The organism is Formosa sejongensis (assembly GCF_033447105.1).
In the GTDB taxonomy this organism is placed as follows: domain Bacteria; phylum Bacteroidota; class Bacteroidia; order Flavobacteriales; family Flavobacteriaceae; genus Formosa.
Window position 1 is genome coordinate 43121 of record NZ_JAWQUN010000004.1, and the last position, 23199, is coordinate 66319.

General features: G+C 31.6%; 24 protein-coding genes and 1 other RNA gene. 13 read left to right on the forward strand and 12 right to left on the reverse strand.

Going from position 1 to position 23199, the window contains the following annotated elements; all coding sequences use genetic code 11:
- Positions 1-87 precede the first annotated feature (87 nt).
- On the forward strand, positions 88-435 hold the full coding sequence (locus R6X41_RS05875; protein WP_318498341.1) for an SdpI family protein: 348 nt from the start codon (positions 88-90) through the stop codon (positions 433-435).
- Between the two features lie 44 nt (positions 436-479).
- Here the strand turns inward: R6X41_RS05875 and R6X41_RS05880 are convergent, their stop codons facing one another.
- Complete coding sequence (locus R6X41_RS05880; RefSeq protein WP_318498343.1) at positions 480-1148, reverse strand: class I SAM-dependent methyltransferase; 669 nt, start codon at positions 1146-1148, stop codon at positions 480-482.
- A gap of 341 nt (positions 1149-1489) precedes the next feature.
- Here R6X41_RS05880 and R6X41_RS05885 point away from each other — a divergent pair, with 341 nt between their 5' ends.
- The 3 genes from R6X41_RS05885 (at position 1490) to R6X41_RS05895 (ending at position 3666) form a co-directional block, all read left to right on the forward strand.
- Positions 1490-1864, forward strand: coding sequence for a nuclear transport factor 2 family protein (locus tag R6X41_RS05885; protein ID WP_318498345.1), 375 nt, complete (start codon positions 1490-1492; stop codon positions 1862-1864).
- A gap of 11 nt (positions 1865-1875) precedes the next feature.
- Positions 1876-2166, forward strand: a complete 291-nt coding sequence (locus R6X41_RS05890) for an antibiotic biosynthesis monooxygenase family protein (protein ID WP_318498347.1) — start codon at positions 1876-1878, stop codon at positions 2164-2166.
- Positions 2167-2478: 312 nt separating this feature from the next.
- On the forward strand, positions 2479-3666 hold the full coding sequence (locus tag R6X41_RS05895) for a porin family protein (RefSeq protein ID WP_318498349.1): 1188 nt from the start codon (positions 2479-2481) through the stop codon (positions 3664-3666).
- A gap of 105 nt (positions 3667-3771) precedes the next feature.
- Here the strand turns inward: R6X41_RS05895 and R6X41_RS05900 are convergent, their stop codons facing one another.
- Together R6X41_RS05900 and R6X41_RS05905 are read right to left on the reverse strand one after the other, a co-directional pair.
- Positions 3772-6246: a TonB-dependent receptor gene (locus R6X41_RS05900; protein ID WP_318498350.1), complete on the reverse strand. Its 2475-nt coding sequence runs from the start codon at positions 6244-6246 to the stop codon at positions 3772-3774.
- Positions 6246-7934 carry a M23 family metallopeptidase gene (locus R6X41_RS05905; RefSeq protein ID WP_318498352.1) on the reverse strand — a complete coding sequence of 563 codons (1689 nt, stop codon included), beginning with the start codon at positions 7932-7934 and terminating at the stop codon, positions 6246-6248. Before R6X41_RS05905 ends, R6X41_RS05900 begins: the two co-directional genes overlap by 1 nt.
- Positions 7935-8113: 179 nt before the next feature.
- On the opposite strand from R6X41_RS05905, the gene R6X41_RS05910 reads away from it, so the two are divergent.
- The 7 genes from R6X41_RS05910 (at position 8114) to R6X41_RS05940 (ending at position 13288) form a co-directional block, all read left to right on the forward strand.
- Positions 8114-8404, forward strand: coding sequence for a hypothetical protein (locus tag R6X41_RS05910; protein ID WP_318498354.1), 291 nt, complete (start codon positions 8114-8116; stop codon positions 8402-8404).
- Positions 8405-8424: 20 nt separating this feature from the next.
- Positions 8425-8718, forward strand: a complete 294-nt coding sequence (locus R6X41_RS05915) for a cell division protein ZapA (protein WP_318498355.1) — start codon at positions 8425-8427, stop codon at positions 8716-8718.
- Between the two features lie 53 nt (positions 8719-8771).
- Positions 8772-8901: non-coding RNA, 6S RNA (gene ssrS / locus R6X41_RS05920), on the forward strand.
- 63 nt (positions 8902-8964) lie between these two features.
- Complete coding sequence (gene rny, locus R6X41_RS05925; protein ID WP_318498357.1) at positions 8965-10539, forward strand: ribonuclease Y; 1575 nt, start codon at positions 8965-8967, stop codon at positions 10537-10539.
- A 426-nt stretch (positions 10540-10965) separates the two neighbouring features.
- Entirely contained in the window at positions 10966-12138 is a 1173-nt protein-coding gene (locus R6X41_RS05930) for an ImmA/IrrE family metallo-endopeptidase (RefSeq protein ID WP_318498358.1), read from the forward strand.
- Between the two features lies 1 nt (position 12139).
- Positions 12140-12634 carry a hypothetical protein gene (locus R6X41_RS05935; protein WP_318498360.1) on the forward strand — a complete coding sequence of 165 codons (495 nt, stop codon included), beginning with the start codon at positions 12140-12142 and terminating at the stop codon, positions 12632-12634.
- A gap of 138 nt (positions 12635-12772) precedes the next feature.
- On the forward strand, positions 12773-13288 hold the full coding sequence (locus R6X41_RS05940; protein ID WP_318498362.1) for a GNAT family N-acetyltransferase: 516 nt from the start codon (positions 12773-12775) through the stop codon (positions 13286-13288).
- A gap of 482 nt (positions 13289-13770) precedes the next feature.
- Here R6X41_RS05940 and R6X41_RS05945 read toward each other — a convergent pair whose 3' ends face one another.
- The 4 genes from R6X41_RS05945 to R6X41_RS05960 are packed head-to-tail and all read right to left on the reverse strand — an operon-like array spanning position 13771 to position 17318.
- On the reverse strand, positions 13771-15267 hold the full coding sequence (locus R6X41_RS05945; protein ID WP_318498364.1) for a S10 family peptidase: 1497 nt from the start codon (positions 15265-15267) through the stop codon (positions 13771-13773).
- A 60-nt stretch (positions 15268-15327) separates the two neighbouring features.
- Positions 15328-16092 (reverse strand): TIGR02757 family protein, encoded by a 765-nt coding sequence (locus R6X41_RS05950; protein WP_318498366.1) that lies wholly within the window; start codon positions 16090-16092, stop codon positions 15328-15330.
- Entirely contained in the window at positions 16085-16675 is a 591-nt protein-coding gene (locus tag R6X41_RS05955; RefSeq protein WP_318498368.1) for a CPBP family intramembrane glutamic endopeptidase, read from the reverse strand. Before R6X41_RS05955 ends, R6X41_RS05950 begins: the two co-directional genes overlap by 8 nt.
- The gene (locus tag R6X41_RS05960; protein WP_318498370.1) at positions 16656-17318 is read right to left on the reverse strand and encodes an ABC transporter ATP-binding protein; all 663 of its coding nucleotides are present in this window, start codon (positions 17316-17318) and stop codon (positions 16656-16658) included. The genes R6X41_RS05955 and R6X41_RS05960 overlap by 20 nt, the downstream gene beginning before the upstream one ends.
- A 403-nt stretch (positions 17319-17721) precedes the next feature.
- Between R6X41_RS05960 and folE the strand changes: the two genes are divergently transcribed.
- A complete protein-coding gene (gene folE, locus R6X41_RS05965; RefSeq protein WP_318498372.1) occupies positions 17722-18318 on the forward strand; it encodes a GTP cyclohydrolase I FolE in 597 nt (198 codons plus the stop codon).
- A gap of 55 nt (positions 18319-18373) precedes the next feature.
- Entirely contained in the window at positions 18374-18685 is a 312-nt protein-coding gene (locus R6X41_RS05970; protein ID WP_318498374.1) for a hypothetical protein, read from the forward strand.
- Between the two features lie 33 nt (positions 18686-18718).
- On the opposite strand, the gene R6X41_RS05975 is transcribed toward R6X41_RS05970, so the two are convergent.
- The 5 genes from R6X41_RS05975 to R6X41_RS05995 form a co-directional block, all read right to left on the reverse strand.
- Positions 18719-20959, reverse strand: coding sequence for a TonB-dependent receptor (locus tag R6X41_RS05975; RefSeq protein ID WP_318498375.1), 2241 nt, complete (start codon positions 20957-20959; stop codon positions 18719-18721).
- A gap of 57 nt (positions 20960-21016) precedes the next feature.
- Complete coding sequence (locus R6X41_RS05980) at positions 21017-21349, reverse strand: hypothetical protein (protein WP_318498377.1); 333 nt, start codon at positions 21347-21349, stop codon at positions 21017-21019.
- Between the two features lie 2 nt (positions 21350-21351).
- Complete coding sequence (locus R6X41_RS05985; RefSeq protein WP_318498379.1) at positions 21352-21846, reverse strand: DUF6787 family protein; 495 nt, start codon at positions 21844-21846, stop codon at positions 21352-21354.
- A gap of 25 nt (positions 21847-21871) precedes the next feature.
- Positions 21872-22312, reverse strand: a complete 441-nt coding sequence (locus R6X41_RS05990; RefSeq protein WP_318498381.1) for a DUF6146 family protein — start codon at positions 22310-22312, stop codon at positions 21872-21874.
- A 119-nt stretch (positions 22313-22431) separates the two neighbouring features.
- Complete coding sequence (locus R6X41_RS05995; protein ID WP_318498383.1) at positions 22432-23076, reverse strand: DUF937 domain-containing protein; 645 nt, start codon at positions 23074-23076, stop codon at positions 22432-22434.
- Between the last annotated feature and the right edge of the window lie 123 nt (positions 23077-23199).

Consider the following 23199-nt stretch of genomic DNA (forward strand, 5'->3'; position numbering starts at 1 on the left):
GCATAGGCTTTTAAAGTGAAAGCTTGCACGTTAGATAATAATAATTTAATATCTTTAGAATGATAACTCTAACTGATAGAATTAAATATGTCTACTAATTTAATGTTTTTACTTCCAACTACTACAGGTCTAATTTTTTTAGTCGTTGGCTTTATTCTCTTTAAATTTCCTCCTCGTAACATAAATAGCTTTTATGGTTATCGTACACGAAGTTCTATGAAAAATCAAGCGAGATGGGATTTTGCACAGCAGTATTCTTCTAAAGAGTTTATGAAATTAGGTTTAGTTTTAGCGCTGATGGGTTTGATGGGATTTGTTTATCAGCCAACTATAATAACGGCTAAAATTATATGCGCTATATTAATTATACTATCCGTGATTGTACTTATTGTTAGAGTAGAAACAGCAATTAGTAGCGTGTTTAAAACAGAATAACGATTATTAAACTTATTAGTTTTCTGAGTTCTTTAAATATTATATTAATTTAGCTGATAACAGGTCGTTACAATAACGCCTTTTCCATCATTTAAGACTATAGATAATAATTGTGTTTCTGCTTTTATCTTAAAATTAAAAGGTGGAGCCAATACGTTTACACCACTTTGTTTTTTTAGTCTTATACCTTGTCCTGATATAATATCTTTATTAGGAATAAAATCGCCAACAGGTAAATGTTCGGTTATAATAACATATTTATAGTCGATTAACTTATTCAGAATATTTTGTATTTCAACATTCGAGATGTGTTGCAGTACTTGTCTTAAAATGGCACAATCTCCAGCAGGTAAATCATCTTTAGCAAGATCTAAACAGTAGAATTCTAAATTATCATTTTTAAATATGTCTTTATTACGTGTTATAAGATCTGTTACAATATCTACAGCTATATATTTTTTGGTAAATGGCATCAAATTTTTCCCAATATTAAAATCGCCACAACCTAAATCACAAACTACTAATGGGGACGTAAAAGTGTTTAAAAATGAAGTTACGACCTCAATATATGGATTTACAAGTTCTGGCTGATGAGAACCATTACCAGAATAAAAATCAGATTTGTTTTGTCCCCAAAGGTTTAAGTTGTAAACCTGTTCCATGGCGGCTTTAGTTGGCCAAGGTGCTTTTGTTATAGTTGTTTTTTTATTCATGAATACAGGCGAAATTTATATTCAAATATAAGATTAAAATTTACGTACATAATTTATCTAAAAACATAATTAATAACTGGTTTATCATAATTAATGAAATTAAATCGATTATAGATTACCATTTATATTTGTATTTTAGATTGGGTAAAAGGGAATGGACTATCTAATAAATTGAAACTAAAGATTAAATCCAATAAAAGTTTTTTTTGAAATTACAGTCAGTAAAAATCTCATTTCGAAAACCAAATCAGATATGTCATTAATTAGGAATAAGTTATACGATTTAAACTAAACTATGATTAGCAATTAAAGGATAAATAAGTAAAGTAGAAAATATTATTATGAACGAAAACATGAAAAAGAATGCCGAGGAATTCTATAAAATGGCATATGAAGGTAACCCCAGAAAGGCAATAGAATTATATGTGGGTTCCGAATATATACAACATAATCCAGCAGTAGAAAACGGAACAGAAGGTTTTATAACATACTTTGAACGTATGCAGACGGAGTTTCCAAATAAATCTATTGAGTTTGTAAGAGTGATCTCAGAGCACGATTTAGTGGCGCTTCATACATTTCAATCTTGGCCAGATAATGATGAATATGTTACCATGGATTTTTTTAGATTTGATACTGATGGAAAAATTGTGGAACATTGGGATTCCATCCAACAAATACCAAAAACATCAGCCAACCCAAATAAAATGTATTAAACCTGAATACTATGATACTTGAAGTCGCAATTTTAAACATTAAAGAAGGAAAAAATCAGCAGTTTGAAACGGATTTTATACACGCTGGTAAATATATTAGCGCAATAAAAGGGTATAAAAATCACACCTTAAAAAAATGTGTTGAACAAGAAAATAAATACATTTTACTTGTAAATTGGGAATCTATAGACGACCACAACATTGGTTTTAGAACATCTGAAGAATATCTAAAATGGAAAGCCTTATTACATCATTATTATGAGCCATTCCCTACAGTTGAACATTATGAAACTATAATTTAAAACCTCAATTCTATCCTTTAATTGGTTAAACAGCCATGTATTTGAAAGCTTTTAGGAGCTATTTCCTGCTTTACACTATATCTTTTTTATAAAACAATAAAAAAGGATGCCGCTTCAATCAGGGCTAAACCTTTTCATGGTAATTCTGTTTAATATGTTAATTTAAATGTATAAATAAAAGATTTTATGATTTTTAGATTCAGACTTTTATTTTTAAATCACAATAAAATGTAGGAAATTATATATATTTAGAGCCTAACTCATCAAGTTTATAGAGACTTGTATCTTTAAAATAAAAATTAACTTAAACAAATGAAAACCTACTTACTATTATTTTTTACCACAATCCTGAGTATTAATTGTTTTTCCCAAATCGCTTTCGAAAAAGGATATTTTATTAATAACGCCAATCAGAAAACGGAATGTTTAATTAAAAATGTAGATTGGTTAAACAATCCAACTGAAATAAAATATATGCTTTCAGATCATGGCGAAACTCAAGATATAAGCATTGAAGATATTCAAGAGTTTGGAATTTATAACGTTTCAGAATATCAGAAGGAGACTGTAGATATTGATAGATCGACATCAAGTCTTACAGATTTAACTTCAGATAGGAACCCTACTTTTAAATCTGAATATTTATTATTAAGAGTGTTAGTTAAGGGTAATGCAACTTTGTATGAATATATTGAAGACGGAAAGCTAAAAAGATACTTTTACAGCTTAAATGATTCTAAAATTGAACAGTTAGTATTTAAGAATTATGAATTACCAAACAGTAAACTTGGTGAAAACAATATGTATAGACAACAATTGTGGGATAATTTAAAATGTTCTACAATTAAAAAAGACAAAATGCAATACGTAGAGTATGAGAGAGAGGATTTAGTCAAGTTTTTTGTTAAATATAATACGTGTGAAAATCAAGACTTTGTTAATTACGTAGAGAAACAAAAAAAAGATATATTTAATTTTACAATTAGACCAGGAATTAACAGTTCTTCACTTTCTATTCAAAATAATAGTTTTGAATATCTAGATACAGATTTTGGTAACACGGTTTCGTTTCGATTTGGAGTAGAAGTAGAAAATTTTTTGCCAATGAACCGAAATAAATGGGCAATAATTGTGGAGCCGACCTATCAATATTTTAAATCTGATATGGAAATAGAAGACTATAAAGTTGATGTAGATTATTCATCAATTGAATTACCAGTAGGAGTGAGACACTATTTTAATTTAAATGAAAACTCACAGCTTTTTGTAAATGTATCCTATGTTTTCGATTTTAGCGGAAATTCCGTCATTAATTTTGATTCAGGGAGAGAGTTAGAAATAAATACGACTAATGATTTTGCTTTTGGTGGAGGATACAAATTCAATAAAAAATATAGTTTAGAAGTTCGATATTTATTCTCTAGAGATGTTCTTAATAGTTATGATTTATGGTACTCAGACTACAAAACATTGTCAGTTATATTTGGATATACATTGTAAATCTAGCTTAAAAATTTAAGTACCTTCATCCAAACACCCTCTATTAATAAGATAAAACAGGGTGTTTTATATGAGGTGTAATTATTCAGAATTCTAATGCTTAATTTAAAACGTCATGGTCGTTCTTACATTAAAAACTCTTGGAGTTAAGTAATTAGGGATTGCATATTGGCGTTTACTGTATACATCGCGAACCCAAGTATTGGTTATAGAGTTTTGAACATCGAAGACATTAAAAATCTCGAAACCAACAGACAGATATTTAAAAGGCTTCTTCCAACCATTATCAAACACTTTGTCTTCACCCACAATCACATATTGCAATCCTAAATCTACACGTTTATAATCGGGTAATCTGCTTTGGTAATCGTAAGGGTCTGCATAGCTAGGCGAACCTCCTGGTAAACCTGTATTATATACCAAATTTAAATACATTTTCATAGCCGGTAACTTCGGAACGTAATCCTGAAACAGTGCTCCAAATTTTAATCGTTGGTCTGTTGGTCTTGCAATATAACCACGATCGTCTATATTCTCTTCCGTTTTTAAATACCCGAAACTAAACCAAGATTCTGTTCCTGGAACAAACTCACCATTTATACGTAAATCTAATCCGTAAGCATACGCTTCAGCATTGTTATCGGCTTGGTAACGAATACGAACGTTTTCTACGGTATAGGCGTTAACATCCGTCATTTTTTTATAATAAGCTTCTGTTGTTAATTTAAATGGACGTTCCCAAATTTCAAAACTATAATCGTTTCCTAATACAAATTGAATCGATTTTTGAGCTTTCACATTCGGATTTACAGTTCCTGTAGAGTCTCTTAACTCTCTGTAAAATGGTGGCTGATAATATAAACCTCCAGACACTCTAAAAAGCATATCGTGTTTCCAATCTGGTTTTATAGCAAATTGTGCACGTGGACTCACAACCGTTTGTGTTGTACTTTCTATACCATCACCACTTACGGTCCAGGTATGGGAACGTACTCCGGCATTTGCCCAAATTTCATGATCACCCAAATCAAATCTTCGACTCCATTGTCCATAGGCTTGGAATCTATTAATTGTGGTGTTATTAGTGGCTCTTACATTTTGAAAAGCAACCAAAGGACCTTCATAAGGTTCGTAAGGCTGATTGTTGGGGTCTCTTAATTTTGGTGGATTTATAGAAAAACCTGCGGAATCTATAATTTCCCATTCAACTATTCTGTCACGAATATTTTCGTTGGTGAATTTTGCAGAAAAATCGAAATTATTTTCATTAAGTGCATAGTTCCCTTTTAGTTGTACTGTTGAAATTAGGGCGTCTAAATCGTTTCTACCGTGGTTAAGTTGTCCTCCAATACCTTCACTATATTCAACTTCACCTAAATCTTCATCTCCGATATTACTATTTACTTCACCTAATCTATATTGAGCCGAAATATCGAAATATTCTTCTTCTGTAGTATGGTAAGTAGAGGCTATTAAATCTATATTTAAATCGTCGTTAACGCTATAAGAGGCATGTAAGGCACCAAAAAGCATATTGTATGCATCTTTTTCTTCTCCGTCGTAATACACCAACAATGCCATAGGGTCGTTTAACGTACCAAAATTAGTTTGGCGTGTTTCAGGCTCGTAATTGTACTTATTTATAGAAGCTGTTCCTAAAAAGTTTACACTAAATTTATCTGTAAATTGATATGTGAAATACGTCTGAATATCTGCAAATTTAGGATCGTAATTGGTAACTGTTTCTTTAGCATTTACCAATAAACTGTTGTCTCGGTAACGCATACCAATAAGCCCCGTTAATTTAGAATCTTTACTAACCCCTTCTATAGTAAGACTTCCGCCAAGTAAGCTTAAATCGGCATTTATAGCAAAATGTGTAGGCTTGCGATATGTAATATCTAAAACCGAAGATAATTTGTCGCCATATTTAGCTTGAAAACCACCAGCAGAGAAATCTACATTCTGAACCATATAAGTATTAACAAAACTCAATCCTTCTTGTTGTCCAGAACGGACTAAAAACGGACGGTAAACTTCTATACCGTTTACATATACTAAGTTTTCATCGTAATTTCCACCACGCACAGAATATTGGGTACTTAATTCATTATTACTACTTACGCCTGGAAGTGTTTTTAATAAGTTTTCTATTCCTGCATTTGCTCCTGGGATTTGTCTAATAACGGCAGGGTTTATGGTAACAATTCCTCGTACATCTTTTCGTGTAGATCCTGAAAGTACTACTGTTTCAATTTGTTCAACATTAGTATTCATTACAGGATTAAACTCGAAAGTCTCGCCATCTTTTAAATTAAAATTCGCAGTTACAGATTTAAAAGAAATATGTGAGTAAACTACTGTTATGTTTTTACTATCAGGTATTTTAATAGCGTAAAAACCATTCGCATTAGTCTGAGTTCCGAGATTGCCAGCCTTAATACTTACGTTAGTAATAGGTTGGTTTAATTCGTCTAATATAATACCATGTAAAGTTCCATTTTGCGCAAAGGAAAACAAAGGGATTAAAAAATAGAATACGTTTAAAAGGAAACGCCTGTGGTTGATAGTTATGTTCATTATTTTCTGTGAAACCTAGCTTCAAAAGTAGAACTATTTCCTACATTATCGGTTACTATTAGTTTAAAATCGTTGTGAGCTTCTGTGCTTATCTGGTCGTTAAAATCGTAAGTTAAGGAATTTGTTTTATACTCATATTCCATTAAAATCCATTTTCCGTTAATAGTTGCTCTGTAATCCGAAATACCAGACTTGTCATCTGTAATTTTAACTTTTAGTGTTTTTGAGCTACTAATCCACTGTTCATCTTTAAAATTTAAAGGCACTATGGTTGGCGCTATAGTATCGGAAACCAAAGTGTAATACCCTAAATATTTAGTAAATGTGGTTAAAGTATTGTCCTTTCGTGTAGTTGTAGAATAGCTTGGCCATTTATTGTAACCCACGAGTTCTGCAATATATAATTTTGATTTATCGGCATCGTTATATTTCGAAATGTCGAAAGTTATACTGAATTTTTTGCGTGCGGCATGACCAATAGGAAGCAATTGCAAAATGTCGTTAGAGACTTTAAAATCGATAAAGAAATCGTCGTAAAAGGTGTTTTTATAAATGTTTACAGTTACGTTTTCTTCCGATAAAGTAGCCGCTTGATTTTCGTATATATAATATGGAGTAACTTCTGGCGATTTCTTTAAAATATCTGCATTGTATTTGCCGTCTATAGAAACGGTAACCCAAGTATCGTTGCCTTCAAAATCGCTTACTTTTATTTTATAAACTCCCGAAGTGCTATCTGCAATAGTTAAATAACCATAATCTACAGTGTTTTTATATAAACTTAATTCGTTATTGGTGTCTATAAATAATTTCTGAATACGGTCTTTTTCATTTTTATAAACATCGTAATCTATAAGACGGTTAATATCGTTAGTTTCTAGAAAAGAGAATGTGGTAAAATCGATTTCAAAATTTGGGGTGCCATTAAATTGCGTTTGTATGTTATACACGCCATTATTATTAGGCGCTAAATCTTGACGATCTACAGTTTCAATTCCGAAACCTATTTTTCCAACGGCTTCTATAGATTCTGCAATAAAATTACCATCGGCCTGTTTTGTTATTCTAATTTTCTGTTTACTATCCGATTTATTTATCTGAGAATCTTCACCAATAGGGTAGGCGTATAAACTACTAATTACAGGTCTAGTAGAATCTTTCGTATTAATTCCAAATAGCATAGGATTTATAGGATGCTCGTTTTTATCGCGAATTTCAAAATGCAAATGCGGTCCACCAGAACTTCCCGTATTTCCGCTATATGCAATAAGTTCGCCTTTATTAACTAATAATGCTTTAATAGGAGGGAACAATTCTATAGCATAAGATTCTGCTTCGTATTGGTGTTCTTTTAAATAAGCTTCAATCTTTGGCGATAATTTAGATAAATGCGCATATACGGTGGTATAACCGTTAGGATGTGTAATGTAAAGTGCTTTACCATAACCAAAAGGAGAAATTTTAATTCGGCTTACAAAACCATCAGCAGCAGCTAAAACTTTTAAACCTTCGCGCTGTTGTGTTTTAATATCCATTCCTGAATGAAAATGATTCGATCTTAATTCGGCAAAAGTTCCAGCCAAAACAATAGGAATGTCCAACGGATTACTAAAATAATCTTGAGGATAAGGGTTTTGTGAAAAAAGTACAAAAGGAATTAAAAGAAATAATAATAAAGGAATTCGCATATATTAAAATTGAGGCACTAATGTAATTATTTGAAGCCAATATGCAAAGTATAATCTCACATTAGCCTCTCATCATATTGAAAATGAGATACAACAAAGTATTTTTAATTTTATAGGCAAAACAATTGTTATTTTTACCTAGGTATGTTAACTTTGTGAGATAAGTATGGTATTTGTAAATGAGTAATATTGAAGAAATTGTAGATGCTCTAGAAGATAAAATTGGCAAGATGCTGCGCAAAGTTGATGCGTTACAGCAATCTAATGCCAAACTACAAGAGGATTTAAATCAATCTCAGCATAACCTTCAATCCCAAAAACAAGAAATTGAAGCTTGGGCTGAAAAATATGATGCACTCAAAATTGCAAAAAGCATGCTTGGCAGTGACGATAACAAAAAGGAAACAAAGCTTAAAATAAATTCATTAGTAAGAGAGATAGATTATTGTATTTCACAACTCTCGGAATAATGAAATCATAAATTGATTTTATGTCAGAAATGCTGAAAATTAAACTTTCTATTGCTAATAGAGTATATCCGTTAACTATTGCTCCAGAGCAAGAAGAAGGATTACGTAAGGCAGCAAAGCAAATTGAAGCTATGATTACGCAATTTGAGCAAAGTTATTCTGTGAGAGATAAACAAGATGTTTTAGCCATGTGTGCTTTACAATTTGCATCTCAAGTAGAACAAAAACAAATAGATACGGAATCGGTTAGTGAACATGTCGAGGAGAAGTTAACAGCTTTAAATCGCTTATTAAACGAACAACTGAATTCTTAACGGTCTTTAAAAGAAACAAAGTTACTGCCTGTATTGGTCATTTTTTTTGATAAACTCAACGTTAATTCTTTAAAAAGGGTGAGTTTAAGTTGTAAAAGCATGCTGCTATCACCAAATTTATTTTTGGTTTTTGGGCAGATCCTTGATCAGCTTGTTAACCCTAAACTTGTATATAAGGAGTTTATACAAAACTATAGAACCGGTACAGGCTTTTTTTATATATAAATAATACTACTAACTGAACCCATGGAGAACTCAATTATATTAATTGCAGGAGGAGCGCTACTAGGCGTAATAATCGGCTTTGTAATAGCCAAAGCTTTAGAGAAAAGCAATGCATCGAAAGTTGTTTCTGATGCAAAATCGGAAGCTCAAAAAATTATAAAAGACGCCAATAATGATGGTGAATCTATTAAAAAAGATAAAATATTACAAGCTAAAGAAAAGTTTATAGAACTTAAATCTGAGCACGAAAAAGTGATTTTAAGTCGCGACAAAAAAATGGCTGATGCCGAAAAACGTACTAGAGATAAAGAGTCTCAATTATCTAATGAGCTTTCTAAAAATAAAAAATTAAATTCTGAGATTGATGCTAAAGTAAAAGACTATAACTATAAACTAGACTTTTTAGATAAAAAGGAAGATGAGATTGAACGTCTTCATAAAAGCCAGATTGACCAATTAGAAGTTATTTCTAGTTTATCTGCAGAAGAAGCAAAATCACAATTAGTAGAATCTTTAAAAGGAGAAGCTAAAAATGATGCATTATCTTACATTCAAAGCACGTTAGAAGAAGCAAAACTTACTGCACAACAAGAAGCAAGAAAAATTATTATAAATACTATTCAGCGTATTGGTACGGAAGAAGCGGTAGATAACTGTGTGTCTGTATTTAATATTGAAAGTGATGATGTTAAAGGTAGAATTATTGGTCGTGAAGGTCGAAATATTCGCGCTATTGAAGCTGCCACAGGTGTAGAAATTATTGTTGATGATACGCCAGAAGCTATTATCTTATCTTGTTTCGATTCTGTAAGACGTGAAGTCGCGCGTTTATCGTTACACAAATTAGTAACAGACGGACGTATTCACCCAGCACGTATCGAAGAAGTTGTTAAGAAGACAAGAAAGCAAATTGAACAAGAAATTATTGAAGTTGGAAAACGTACGGTAATCGATCTTGGAATTCATAATTTACATCCAGAGCTTATTAAAATGGTAGGACGTATGAAATACCGTTCGTCTTACGGTCAAAACTTACTACAACACTCGCGTGAAGTAGCTAAGCTTTGTGGAATTATGGCAGCAGAATTAGGATTGAATCCGAAATTAGCGAAACGTGCCGGATTACTTCACGATATCGGAAAGGTGCCAGATGCAGAAGCAGATATGGAAACACCTCACGCTATTTTAGGTATGCAATGGGCTGAGAAATTTGGAGAGAAAGACGATGTTATAAACGCTATTGGAGCTCACCACGACGAAATCGAAATGAAATCGTTATTAGCGCCAATCGTTCAGGTTTGTGATGCTATTTCAGGAGCAAGACCGGGAGCAAGACGTCAAGTTTTAGATAGTTATATCCAACGTTTAAAAGATCTTGAGGATATCGCATTCGGTTTCCCAGGTGTTAAAAAAGCATATGCTATTCAAGCGGGTAGAGAATTACGTGTGATTGTTGAAAGTGAAAAAGTAACAGATCAAAATGCATCTGATTTATCATTTACGATCTCACAGAAAATTCAAACGGATATGACTTATCCAGGTCAAGTAAAAGTGACGGTTATTAGAGAAACAAGAGCTGTAAATATTGCGAAGTAATATTTAGAGTTACATTTTATAGATTATAAAAAATCCAGCTGTTTAGCTGGATTTTTTTGTTTTATTATGTTTATCTCTTGTGATTTAACAGTTATAATTCCATTAGGGTATATGTCTGTTAACACATAATACTTGTTATTGTCAGTTAGAGCGGAGTCGAAAACCATTATATACGATCTCGACTCGGCTCGATTTGACATTAAGTTAATTAAAACACTACATCATAACAGAAAGCGGACATTCATATAACTTTGAGAATGGATTTGATATTTATAATTGGCTTGAAAAAAGTTTATAGAGCATGTGTTTAGTATATTTATGTTATAAGTAAGTTTTCTAAAATAAAATAATCGAGGTAATTTTACCTTTTTACCGTTGTTTGTTTCGGTATTTTAATTATATTTGAGGTAAATTTACCGCAATTATATGATTAGCGAAATATTAGATAAAAGTTTTACAGCAAATAAAGACTTTGAAAAATTACTAAAAGACAAACTTAAATCTAGTGGCTTAAGCAAAACTCATTTTGAAAGACTTTCTGGAATTCAAAGAAAAAGCTTAGATGCTATATTAAAAAAATCTTCAAAACAAACTGATATATTAAACTTACTAAAACTTGGAGAGTTTTTAGAGTTAAGTCTAGAAGATTTATTAGTTCTACATTTTAAAGATAGACCTAGAGAGGAAATAAAAGAATTGCAAAACTCGATGGATATAACTTATATTAATAAGAATTTTGATTTAAAAACTTTGGCTAGTCTAGGCTTTATTAAAATTGATGATTCAGTAGAAAACCTAACAATAAGAATATGCAAATTTTTCGAACTTGATTCAATCTATGATTATGAAAAAGAACTAAACGATGCTTTATATAGTAGAACAAAAAGGTCGTATAGTGATAAAATGAAAGACTTTTGGATTAAATCTTCATACAAGTATTTTGAATTAATAGATAATCCAAATGAATATTCGCGAGAAAATTTAATAGATTTAATTCCAAAAATAAAACCTTACACTCAAAATGTCGAAAAAGGATTATTAACTATTTTTCAAGCATTATTTAATATAGGAGTTACAGTAGTATTTCAACCTTCTTTACCTAAAACTCAAATTCGAGGAGCAACGTTTTTTATAAATAATAAACCTTGTATTGTTATCACTGATTTCAATAAAAATTATGCAACTATATGGTTCGCTCTTATACACGAGTTAAATCACGTTCTATTCGATTTAGAAACGATTGAAAACACAAAATTTCATTTATCAGGAGAACCTGATTTATTCCTTTTACAAGAAGATAAAGCAAACGAATTTGCTTCAGAGTATCTATTATCTTCAGAAAAAATGAGGTATATAGAGAAATTAATAGATAACCCATTAATTGTGAAGAGATTTGCAAAAGAATGTCAAATACATCCTTGTGTAATTTATTCGCAATACCAATGGAGACAATCAGAATTAGGAAATAATTATTGGGGATATTATAAGGAATATTTTCCTGATATCAATTTAGCAACTAAGAATTTAAATGTTTCAAATTGGGATGCTGAATCTTTAGGAATCGCCGCAGATAAAATAAGAGAACTTTTAGAAGTATAATATGAAAAAAGAAGAGAACAAAAACATAGAAAAGAAAAAAAGAGAACTATCAAAAGCAGATATAGAAAGATTAGAAATTCTTCAAAAGTCTGAAGAAATAAAAGGAGAACAGCTTACAATTAATATAGATTCAGAATTAACTATAGAAAATCAAGCTGTAAAATTACTTGGACAAACTATTGATGACCCAGTTGAGAAATTTCAACTTTATTATCACGGTCTGACAAAACTTCTTAAGGATAGTTTACCAAAAGGTAAAGAGAACGAACAAGTAAGAAGAATAATCTATGATGAAAAAAATGTTTTGATTAATAGAGGCGCTAAAAAAGATGAAAAAGGAATTAGAGGTAGCGATGGAAGAATGGCTTATATGGAAGATTTAGAAATTGCAATCCAAATTGTTGCTGATTGGGTTTCTAAAAAAGGTTCACCTTCCGAATTGTTTATGTCTTTTTGGGATAAAAATGAAGAACTAGGCTACGAACATCAAGATTGAAAAACTAATAATGTACTGTGGTAAAATCAATTTAAAATTTATTCCTGATTTTTTTTGAAAAATCCTTACATATAAATCTTCAATTATACTTATAACTAAGCGTTAGCATTCATTATATAAAGAACACAATAATAAACCATGAGTTATCAATTTAGAAAAGCAGAAATCTCCGAGAAACAGTTGATTTGGGATATTTTAAAACACGCCATCGAAAGAAGAAAGCAAGACGGAAGTAATCAATGGCAAGATGGTTATCCCAACCTTGATGTTATAAAAAAGGATATTGAGAACCGCGTTGGTTTTGTTTTAACTGATCATGGAACTATTGTTGGATATACTGCGATTTTAATTAATGATGAACCTGAATATGAAAACATTGAAGGCACTTGGTTAAGCCATTCAGATTTTGTGGTGTTCCATCGCATAGCTGTTTCAGAACGTTATGTCGGTAAAGGTCTAGCTAAAATAATAATGGAACACATTGAAGATTATGCTCTGGAGAATAAGATTTACAGCATAAAAGCAGATACTAATTTTGATAATTTAGCGATGCTTAACATCTTTGAAAAATTCAATTATATGTATTGTGGGAAAGTCTATTTCAGAGGACAGCCTAGGGAAGCTTATGAAAAATTGTTGAATGTAATTCGTTAAACATAAACATAGTAGAATAGTTAATAATCAAAATCAATAACGTCTTAAACGATTACTCTCTTTTTTTTAAAAAGATTTGCCACTGCTGTCTTTATGGAACTAGTTGTGCTGAGGGAGGTACTTTTTCTATATAAGTTGCATTTTGTTTTTTTGGTTGGCCTATCGAAAATTTATCGTAAAATTTGAAGTGAAAGTATCGTAAAATTTAAAGTTGTTTGAGTTAAACGAATGTCTCTATTTTGTTGAATTTTAGTAGCGAGTTCTTTAAATTTAGATGGTGAACGAAAAATTTAGATAAAAGTTCGTAAGCCTAGATTTTTTTGGCTTGGTTTATCCAGAGCGAAGTTTAAGGATCTTTTTATCGATGAAAAAAATGAACATATAATATTATTTAGGACGCGACTGAATCAAAATAAAAAAACGATTGGTTAAACTTAAAGCCAACCAAGCGTATTGTGTTCTTTTATTAGAAATAGGAAGTCTTATTTCTTCGTATATTTTGCAGCTTTACCGTTACTGGAAGCATTCTTTATAAACTCACGAATATCATCATTTGCAGAGATTAAATTGTCTTTTCTCAAGTACATCATATGTCCGCTTCTATAGCCTTTAAAGGTAAAACGGTCGTTCATTTTTCCACTCGGGTCTACTTGCCACATCGTGTATTTAGCTCCAAAATAAGTAGTGGCGCCATCATAATATCCAGATTGTATAAGTACTTTTAAATATGGGTTTTCTGCCATGGCTTGTCTTAATCCCTCTCTTACGTTATTGCCTTCTTTGTTCCAAGGATTTACATCACCAAACATATTATACTTTACATCGGTTTTAAAATTTAGTTCTTCCCTTATATAATAGTTAATAGCAGGTGTAAAGGAATGCGCCCAAGACGTAATTTCTGCATTATAATCTGGAGAAATTCCTGCATCTGTTTTATCAATTCCTAAATATCTAGAATCTAAACGCCCAATAGTTTGTCCGGTTTCATCACGTAGTAATGATTTCCAGAAATAACTATTTGGTACATCTAAATTATATTGTAAAACCTCTTGTTCTGTTAATCCAGAAAAATAGGCTACTTTTTTTGCGACTTCTTGTTTTTCAGTTTCCGAAATAAAACCACCTTTTGCGATGGCAGGCATAAGGTTGTTAATGGCATAGTTTTCGACTTCAGGAAGTACATCTAATAAATCTTTTTGCTGTAATTCTGCGGGTAATACATTGTGATACCACGCTGTTGCAGCAAAATACGGTAAGTTTAATGCTGAATATATGGGTTGATTAGTACTGTATATTTTATAATCTGCTGGAGAAACCATAATCACGCCGTTTAAATACATCCATTGTCTAGACTGTAATTCCTTTGCTAAGCCCATAACGCGTGTACCACCATAGCTTTCGCCTATAATATATTTGGGCGATTCCCAACGGTTTTTTCTAGAAACAAATGTATTTATCCATTCGGCTAAATATTCTATATCTGCGTTTATACCAAAAAAGAGTTCTTGTTTAGGAAATTTCCCTTCTTTATCGGGAATCATTCTTGAGTATCCTGTGTTTACAGGATTAACATAAACAATATCTGCTATGTCTAAAATAGAATTTGGATTGTCCTTTACTCCATAAGGTTGTATTGGGTAGCCTTCATCATCAAGATTTAAAATTTTAGGACCTGTGTAAGCGATATGCATCCAAACGGAAGCAGAACCCGGGCCTCCATTAAATGATATTAGTAAAGGTCGGTTTGCTTTATCTTTAACATTATTACGTTCGTAATAGGTATAATATAGAGAGGCAATAGGATCACCTTTTTTATTCCAAACAGGTTGCATACCTGTGGTTGCTGTATATGAAATGCTTTGGTTTTTTATAGTGGTTGTGTGTGTGGTAACAACCATGGTATCTATTGGGATTTTTAAAGTTTGAGAAAAACTGTAAATCGTAGAGAAGATGAAAATTATAGATAAATAGTGTTTCATAGGTGATTAATTTTTGATAATGAAGACCAGTAATGTGTTATAAATATAGTAAAAGAGAGATTAAAACCCTTCGAATACTCCAAGTCCAAAAAGCGCAAAGTCGTATTTTACAGGATCGGTTTTATCAAGTTTGCGCAATGCAAGATCTAATTCAGATAAAGCTTTCCCGTCATTTTGTTTTCTAGTTAAAACACCTAACTTCCGAGCTACATTTCCTGAATGCACATCTAATGGGCAGGAGAGTTGAGAAGGAGATAAGCTATTCCAAATACCAAAATCGACACCAGCGTTGTCGTTTCTAATCATCCATCTTAGGTACATATTAATACGTTTCGCAGCCGAATTTTTCAACGGATCACTAATGTGTTTTTGAGTCCGTTTTAAATGTTCATTTTCAAAAAACACTTTTTTAAATAGATGAATAGACGGTTGTAAAGAATCTGTTGCTGCATGTTTTGCAAACAGTGATTCTAATCCGTTATGTTTAGTATAAATATGTTTCAGACTTATTATAAACTGAGCCAGATCATCTCCATTAAACGTACGGTGCACAAATGATTTTAACGTTTCTAAATCATTTTCAGAATGATTAATCACAAAATCGTAAGGCGCATTGTCTAGCAATTCCATCATCGATTTCGAATTTTTAATGATGCTTTTTCTGTTTCCCCAAGAAATAGTAGCGGTTAAAAACCCGGAGATTTCAATATCCTCTTTTACACTAAACTGATGTGGGATTTGAATGGGGTCACTTTCAATAAACTTAGGGTTATTGTAGAGGATGACCTTTTCATCTAGAAACTCTTTTAACTCGTTTTTAGTCATAACTAGAGAGAAATAAGATTGCGGGAATAATTAAAATACCGTTATAAATGGCATGAAACAACATAGAATAAACTAAACCATATTGTAATCTAATCACACCTAGGAACAATCCAATAATTATTTGAGGTGCCACAAGAATAGGCGCTAAAAGGATAACATTTCGTGTAATTTCAAAGTTAGTTATATGTACAAGTCCGAATGATAATGCGAAAAAGTAAAACACGTAAATAAACCATTTATTATCTGGAAATAGAGTAAGTGGTCCTCTAAATATAAGTTCTTCCATTACCGGAGCTAAAACTACACCAAGCAAAACCACAATGTAATATGGGAATTCATCGAAAAGTTTAGCAGATGCATGTTTATCAAAATTTACGAGTCCCATAGTTTCAATAACAGAAAAGACTATAGTAAAGCCAAAGTTAAAAATAAAAGCGGTTATTAGGGCCGTAGTAAAAATTTGAACTTTAGAAAACCCGTCAAATAATGTGTGGTCTCCGTTGTTTATTGGCGCTTTTAGAAAGGTGTTAAAGCGCTGTAAAATATTTATATAGTTTTCGATTTTAGATTGTAATATTTCCATCTACCATAACTAATTTTCTGTCGGCCAAATTGGCTAATTCTTCATTGTGAGTTACTATAACAAAGGTTTGCCCAAATTGTTCACGTAATTTAAAAAACAGGTTATGTAGTTGTTCAGCAGATTCACTATCTAAATTTCCTGAAGGTTCGTCGGCAAAAATCAATCCTGGATTATTTATTAAAGCACGTGCCACGGCAACGCGTTGTTGTTCTCCTCCAGAAAGTTCGTTGGGTTTATGGTCGAAACGGTGCGATAATCCTAAAAAATCTAATAATTCTTTAGCTCTTGGCTCTGCTACATTAGGGTTTATTCCTTTAATATAAGCAGGAATACAAACGTTTTCTAAGGCACTGAATTCTGGTAACAATTGATGAAACTGAAAAATGAAACCAATATGTTCATTTCTAAATTTTGCTAATCCTTTTTCTTTTAATTTTTGGATGTTTACACCATTGATTACGAGTTCGCAAGGATCTTTTTTTGAAGGCGAATCTAAGGTTCCTAATATTTGAAGTAAGGTCGTTTTTCCTGCTCCAGAAGCACCAACTATAGATACGATTTCTCCTTTTTTAATATGAAGATTTACACCTTTTAGAACATGAAAATCGTCGTAATATTTATGAATGTTTTTTGCTTGAATCATGCATTGTAATTAAGATGATTAAAGTAATACTTTAAAAACTATCTCACAAAATTAAATAGATTTTGATTTAAATAGATTTGAAAGTGTATTGCAATCGATAAAATAAAATTTTCGGATGGAAAAAAAATTATAAATAGGTTAGTAGAGTAACATTCGGACTATTTAGGTCTAATTATCTTCAGAGATATTAACACTATTCAAAAGGATCAAAATAAATTTAAACAAGGTAAAAGCTATTAGATAAAAACGGAGAGGTAAGGTAATATTGATAGCGTAGTTTTAATTAATGCCATTTATAAGTCTAAATTTTGAAGTATATATTATTGAAAACAGTCAAAATTAAAATCGTTTTCTTAAATACAATCAATACCTTTATCTTTGCTTTTTTAAAATGAAACGATCTATGCCTTATAAACATTACGAAGAATATAATTTAGAGATTACAGACAACATAAAATCTCAATATAAAAACATCATTGAAAACATTGGAGAAGATGTTTCTCGTGAAGGCCTAGAAAAAACGCCAGAACGCGCATCTAAAGCCATACAGTTTTTAACGCAAGGTTACGATTTAGATGCTGCCGAAATTCTAAGAAGTGCCATGTTTAAAGAGTCGTATAACGAAATGGTAATTGTGAAAAACATCGAGTTATATTCACTTTGCGAACACCATATGTTACCCTTTTTTGGAAAAGCGCATATTGCCTATATTCCAAACGGACATATTGTTGGATTAAGTAAAATACCTCGTATTGTAGATGTATTTGCAAGACGATTACAAGTACAGGAACGTTTAACTAAACAAATTTTAGACTGTATAAACGATACTTTAAAACCTCAGGGTGTAGCTGTTGTAATTGAAGCAAACCATATGTGTATGATGATGCGTGGCGTACAAAAACAAAATTCGGTGACAACTACTTCTGGTTTTCGAGGACAATTTGAAAAAATAGAAACTAGAAATGAGTTTTTAAAGCTGATAAGTGCAGATTTGTCATAAAATAATTTTGGTATATTTCTTGCTATTAGAGAGTTAAATAACATAAAATATAATTATGCCTAAAACTAAAAATTATAAAAAATTAGCCTTGTGTATTCTTTTAGATGCTGTAGGTTATGTTAGTTTTATTTTGCCAGGAATAGGAGAGTTAACTGATATTATTTGGGCGCCAGCTTCGGCATATATCATGACCAAATTATTTAAAGGACAACAAGGAAAAATTGCGGCTGGGATTTCTTTTTTAGAAGAAGCCATGCCTGGAGTAGATATTATACCAACATTTACTTTAATGTGGTTTTACACCTACGTGTTTAGTTCCAACAAAAACGAAGACAAACAATTAAAATCTAAAAAGTCCCTTATTTAAGGGACTTTTTTTATAAAATTAATTTTGAAAAGGCTATATTTTATAGGTAAAACCTACACTAACATCTCTTCCCATATTATAAATGCCATCATATTTTAATCGAGATAAGTGGCTTATATATTTTTTATTAGTTAGGTTATTTCCTGTAAGACTAACGTTTAGGGTGTTTTTAAATACTTTAAAATCTCCTCCAATTCCAGCGCTAAAAAGATTGTATCCATCTGTGTAAATTTCAAATTCACTTACATTGTTTTGAGCCAAAGTGCTACTTAACTTAACGAATGCATATCCTTTTTTAATCCAACTTTTATCAAATTCAACACGGATGGTGTTTTTAAAATTATTAGCAGGAATTAAAGGTAAATAATCTCCATTATCTTGTTTTCCAGTAACAGTTTCAAAACTACTTTCAATATGTAACCAATGGATGGGATGCGGATGAATATGAAATCCAAATTCTCCACCATATAAAGCAGCATCATCCTGAACGTATAAATACACTGGGACGTCATTTATAATTTCACCGTCTGGAGTAAGATAAATGTAATTATTAATGTTATTATAGAAGCCATTAGCAAACACTTCAATATGTTTGTTTTTATATTCTATAGCTAAATCTGCCTGAAAGTTCTGTTCATTTTTTAAATTAGGATCACCAATTTCAAAACGATTTGTACCTTCATGCGAGCCATACGACGTTAATTCTGCAAGGTTTGGTGCTCTAAACCCAGAGGCTAGATTTAAACGTAAAGAGGTGTTTTTAGCAATATCAGTTTTTAAACCAGCAGCACCATTAAAACTATTAAAATCTTTGTTTAAATCCGTTTCTGTATTAATCTTTCTATTATCATAACGTGCACCGATTTGTACATCTATTTTTTCAAAATGAATATGAGATGTTGCCAAAAGACCGATATCGATTGTAGTTGCATCAGGTATTAAAGTTTCCTCACCATAATTTGTATTCACTTGATTCATCCCTTGCACACCAACAATAGTTTCAAATTTTCCATATGAAGGCAGGTTGTATTTTACATCGTAATTAAACGTTTTTAGTTTCATCTGAAGTGCAGGGTCGAGATCTTCATCTTCGTCATGATCGTCGTCGTCGTGGTCATCATGGTCATCATCATGATCATGGTCGTCATGATCGTGTGCTTCTTCAAATTCTTTTCTATCATTATATATATACCCAAAAGTGACGTCTAAACTCGAATTATCGAAAAATATATTAGATTTTGAACTTAGAATATGGTTTGTAATTTGCTGATACGGCAACAGTGGTGTTTTATTTGTCGATTGTACGCCTATTTCTTCAGGGATACCCAATTTTGAATCGTTTAAATTGTATCTAAATTCAGTTTTAAAATTAGTATTCTGATAACCAAAGCCTGCTTTAAAATCCTTTTCTTTAAATCGTGTATTAGTTACACGGTAGTCTTTAGTGTCGTAATCTGAATGTTCTGAAATACTTCCTCTTACTAAAAATTTAAAACCGTCACCTGAAGTTTTAAAACCAATATTAGAACCTATACCTTGGGTGTTTCCATAATATGTGACTGCAAAATCGCCGTGCGTTTCATCTTGATTTGCAAAACGTTCCGGATTTAAATACAACACACCACCTAATGCATCACTACCGTAGAGTAGGGAAGCGGGGCCCTTAATAACTTCTACACTCTCAATTCCGGCATCGTTAATCCCTAATCCATGCTCGTCTCCAAATTGTTGATTTTCTAACCGGACACCTTGAGTGTAAACCAAAACACGATTAGAACTAAGACCTCTAATTACAGGTTTTCCAATACTCATTCCTGTGGTAATGCTTTCTACTCCCGGAATTTCAGAAATACCTTGGGCAAGCGTTACTGCTCCATTTGCTTTTAAATCGGAAATCTTAGCACGTTCAACCATCATGACATTATCTCGCTGCAATTTGTGAAATGGGGTAGAAATTATAATTTCATCCATCTCTACTGCCGATGTTTTTAATGTGATAGTTAATTGTTCCTTATATGGTAATGTAATGTTTATAGAAGACGTTTCGTAGCCCAAAGACGAGTACACCAATTTATATGTGCCTTTTGGGAGATTTTTTATTATAAAGTTTCCATCTTCATCTGAAATAGCTCCTTTTTCTAATTGTGGGAAATAAACGTCTATATATGGAATGGGCTGTTCTGTTGCGTCCTCGACAACACGACCTTGTATTATGTTTTGTGCAACAACAGGGGATGCTACAAAACATAATAAAATAATTAAGAATAATCTCATTTTTATTATATTTAAAATAGTATTAAAATACTGATATTGTCAGTCTTATGTCTGTGTTTAAATATAAATAGGAGGGCCTCTTAATGAGAAATGAAGTTGTTGATATTCGCTTAAAAAATAATATTGAGTTGAAATTAATTCATGGTTTTCTTGAACTGATGGAATTTCAGAAAAATAGACAGGAATAGTGAAATGATGATTTAATTGAAATTTATAAAATTCACAGTCGATATCTGCCGTGTGTAAATGAGTTTGTATTTCACCATGACAAATTTCACGGTGATGATGTTCGAATACATGGTTAAACTTTACAAAAGTTGGCGTTAATAGTGTTAATATCACAACCAATGTAAGGGACTTAAAAAGGATATGTGTTTTTAGTTCATTCATATTTAGTCCACAAATCGTTTTAGTCCGAAACGACGTAGCATTTTCTTTTCAAACTTCCAGAAAAAATTAAACTGGCCAAAAATCCATCCGAAGAATACCAATAGAATTTGATAAAAAATGATTCCTAAAATGATGTATAAAGTCCAGTATAAAAACGGACTTAAATTATCTTTTGTAACGCCTATCCATTTAATAATTGGACGTCCAATAAAAAGCGAAGAGGATCCGGTTATAGCAAAAACCATAAACACACGAATCATTTCCCATTTGTAATCCAAGACCCATTTTTTTTCTAATTTTTTAAATAGAAATAGAAAGAATTTTAATAGAACAAAGGTAAATACTGCGGTAGATATACCTAGAAGAATATTGTTAGTATTCCCGAAAATTAAGCGTGAAATTTTAAAAGCACTATAAACAAGAATCAGGACTGCTAATACTGGAAATATAAATTGCCAATTTTTCGTAATTTCCCAGTGTTGTTTAAATTTTTCCATAAATATTTACAGCTGCAAATATATATTAATTTCTAGGAACAAAACCAGACAATTTTTGTTTGTATTTTAATTGAAAATAGATGAAGTAATTATACATTTTGTAATTTACGTCGTACCCATAATCTATATTTGGTCTATAATCTATGGTTAATTCGTATAAAAGCGGATCGTAAAGAAATGGTGAACGCACTCTGTTATTCCACTCCAATACATAGACGTAATTTTTCGCTTCTAAATATTGTTGAGTATAATAACCCTCAGGTTTGGCAGTACTTGCAAGCCAATAATTAAAGCCAGGCTCTATAATTATTACTTCATATTCTAAACTATCATTTTCAATTCTTACGGTATCGTTTTCAGTTCTTTTTATTTCAGAACTATCTTTTGATGAAGCCATATTTGCTTTATTGGCATTACAGCCAATAAAGCAAAGACTAAATAACAGGAAGTAAAATAAAGGTTTCATTAGTATACGAATTTTTATTAATATACAATTTTTAGTTTAGAATTAAAAGCTAATAATTTAAGGCACAAAAAAGCCAAGCAATAAAATACTTGGCTTAAATGTATAGTGAATAGATGTTTCTATTTTAGAAAACCACCTAACATTCCAGCAATACCACCACTTTTATTGCTTGTCTTTCCGTCTAAAAACATACCAGCAACGTCGTCTACAATACTGCCATCTCCATCTGCATCTAAGATAGATTCTAGAAAGCTTTGTTCTTCTTTTGTATCGTTTCCTTTAACCAGTCCACCAAGCATACTTCCTAAATCTCCTGAATTGCTGACGTTATTTTGGCGTTGTTGTTTTCCTAAATAAGCCATTAAAAGAGGTGTTGCCATTTTTAATATCTGAGAAACAGTGCCCGCATCAATTCCAGATTTTTGACTTAAAGCATTCTCGACATTTTGTTGTTTTGATCCTAATACATGGTTTAAAATATTACCACCATCGGTAACAGCACTTTCGTCGACACCACCATTAAAGAAGCCGTCTAAGTTATCTAGAATACTTCCGTCGTGTTTGCCATTATTTAATGCATTCATTAAGCTATCTGCACCTTGTGGTGAAGCTTGTGCATTTCTATTCATTGCTTGGGTAAGAACAGGTAATGCCATAGTAAGTAAATTGCTCGTTTTACTTGTATCTTGTCCTGTTTGTCCTGCAAGACCACTTATCACACTTTTTCCTAAGTCACTATTTAATAAATCTAATATACCAGACATGGTTTTTTTATTTTAAATTAATGTATTTATGAAGATACAAAAAATGAAATCGGTAAACATATTTATTTTTTAAAAAAGCTTATATCAAACCGGGAAGTGTTACCCTAAAATTAAAGATTTTCA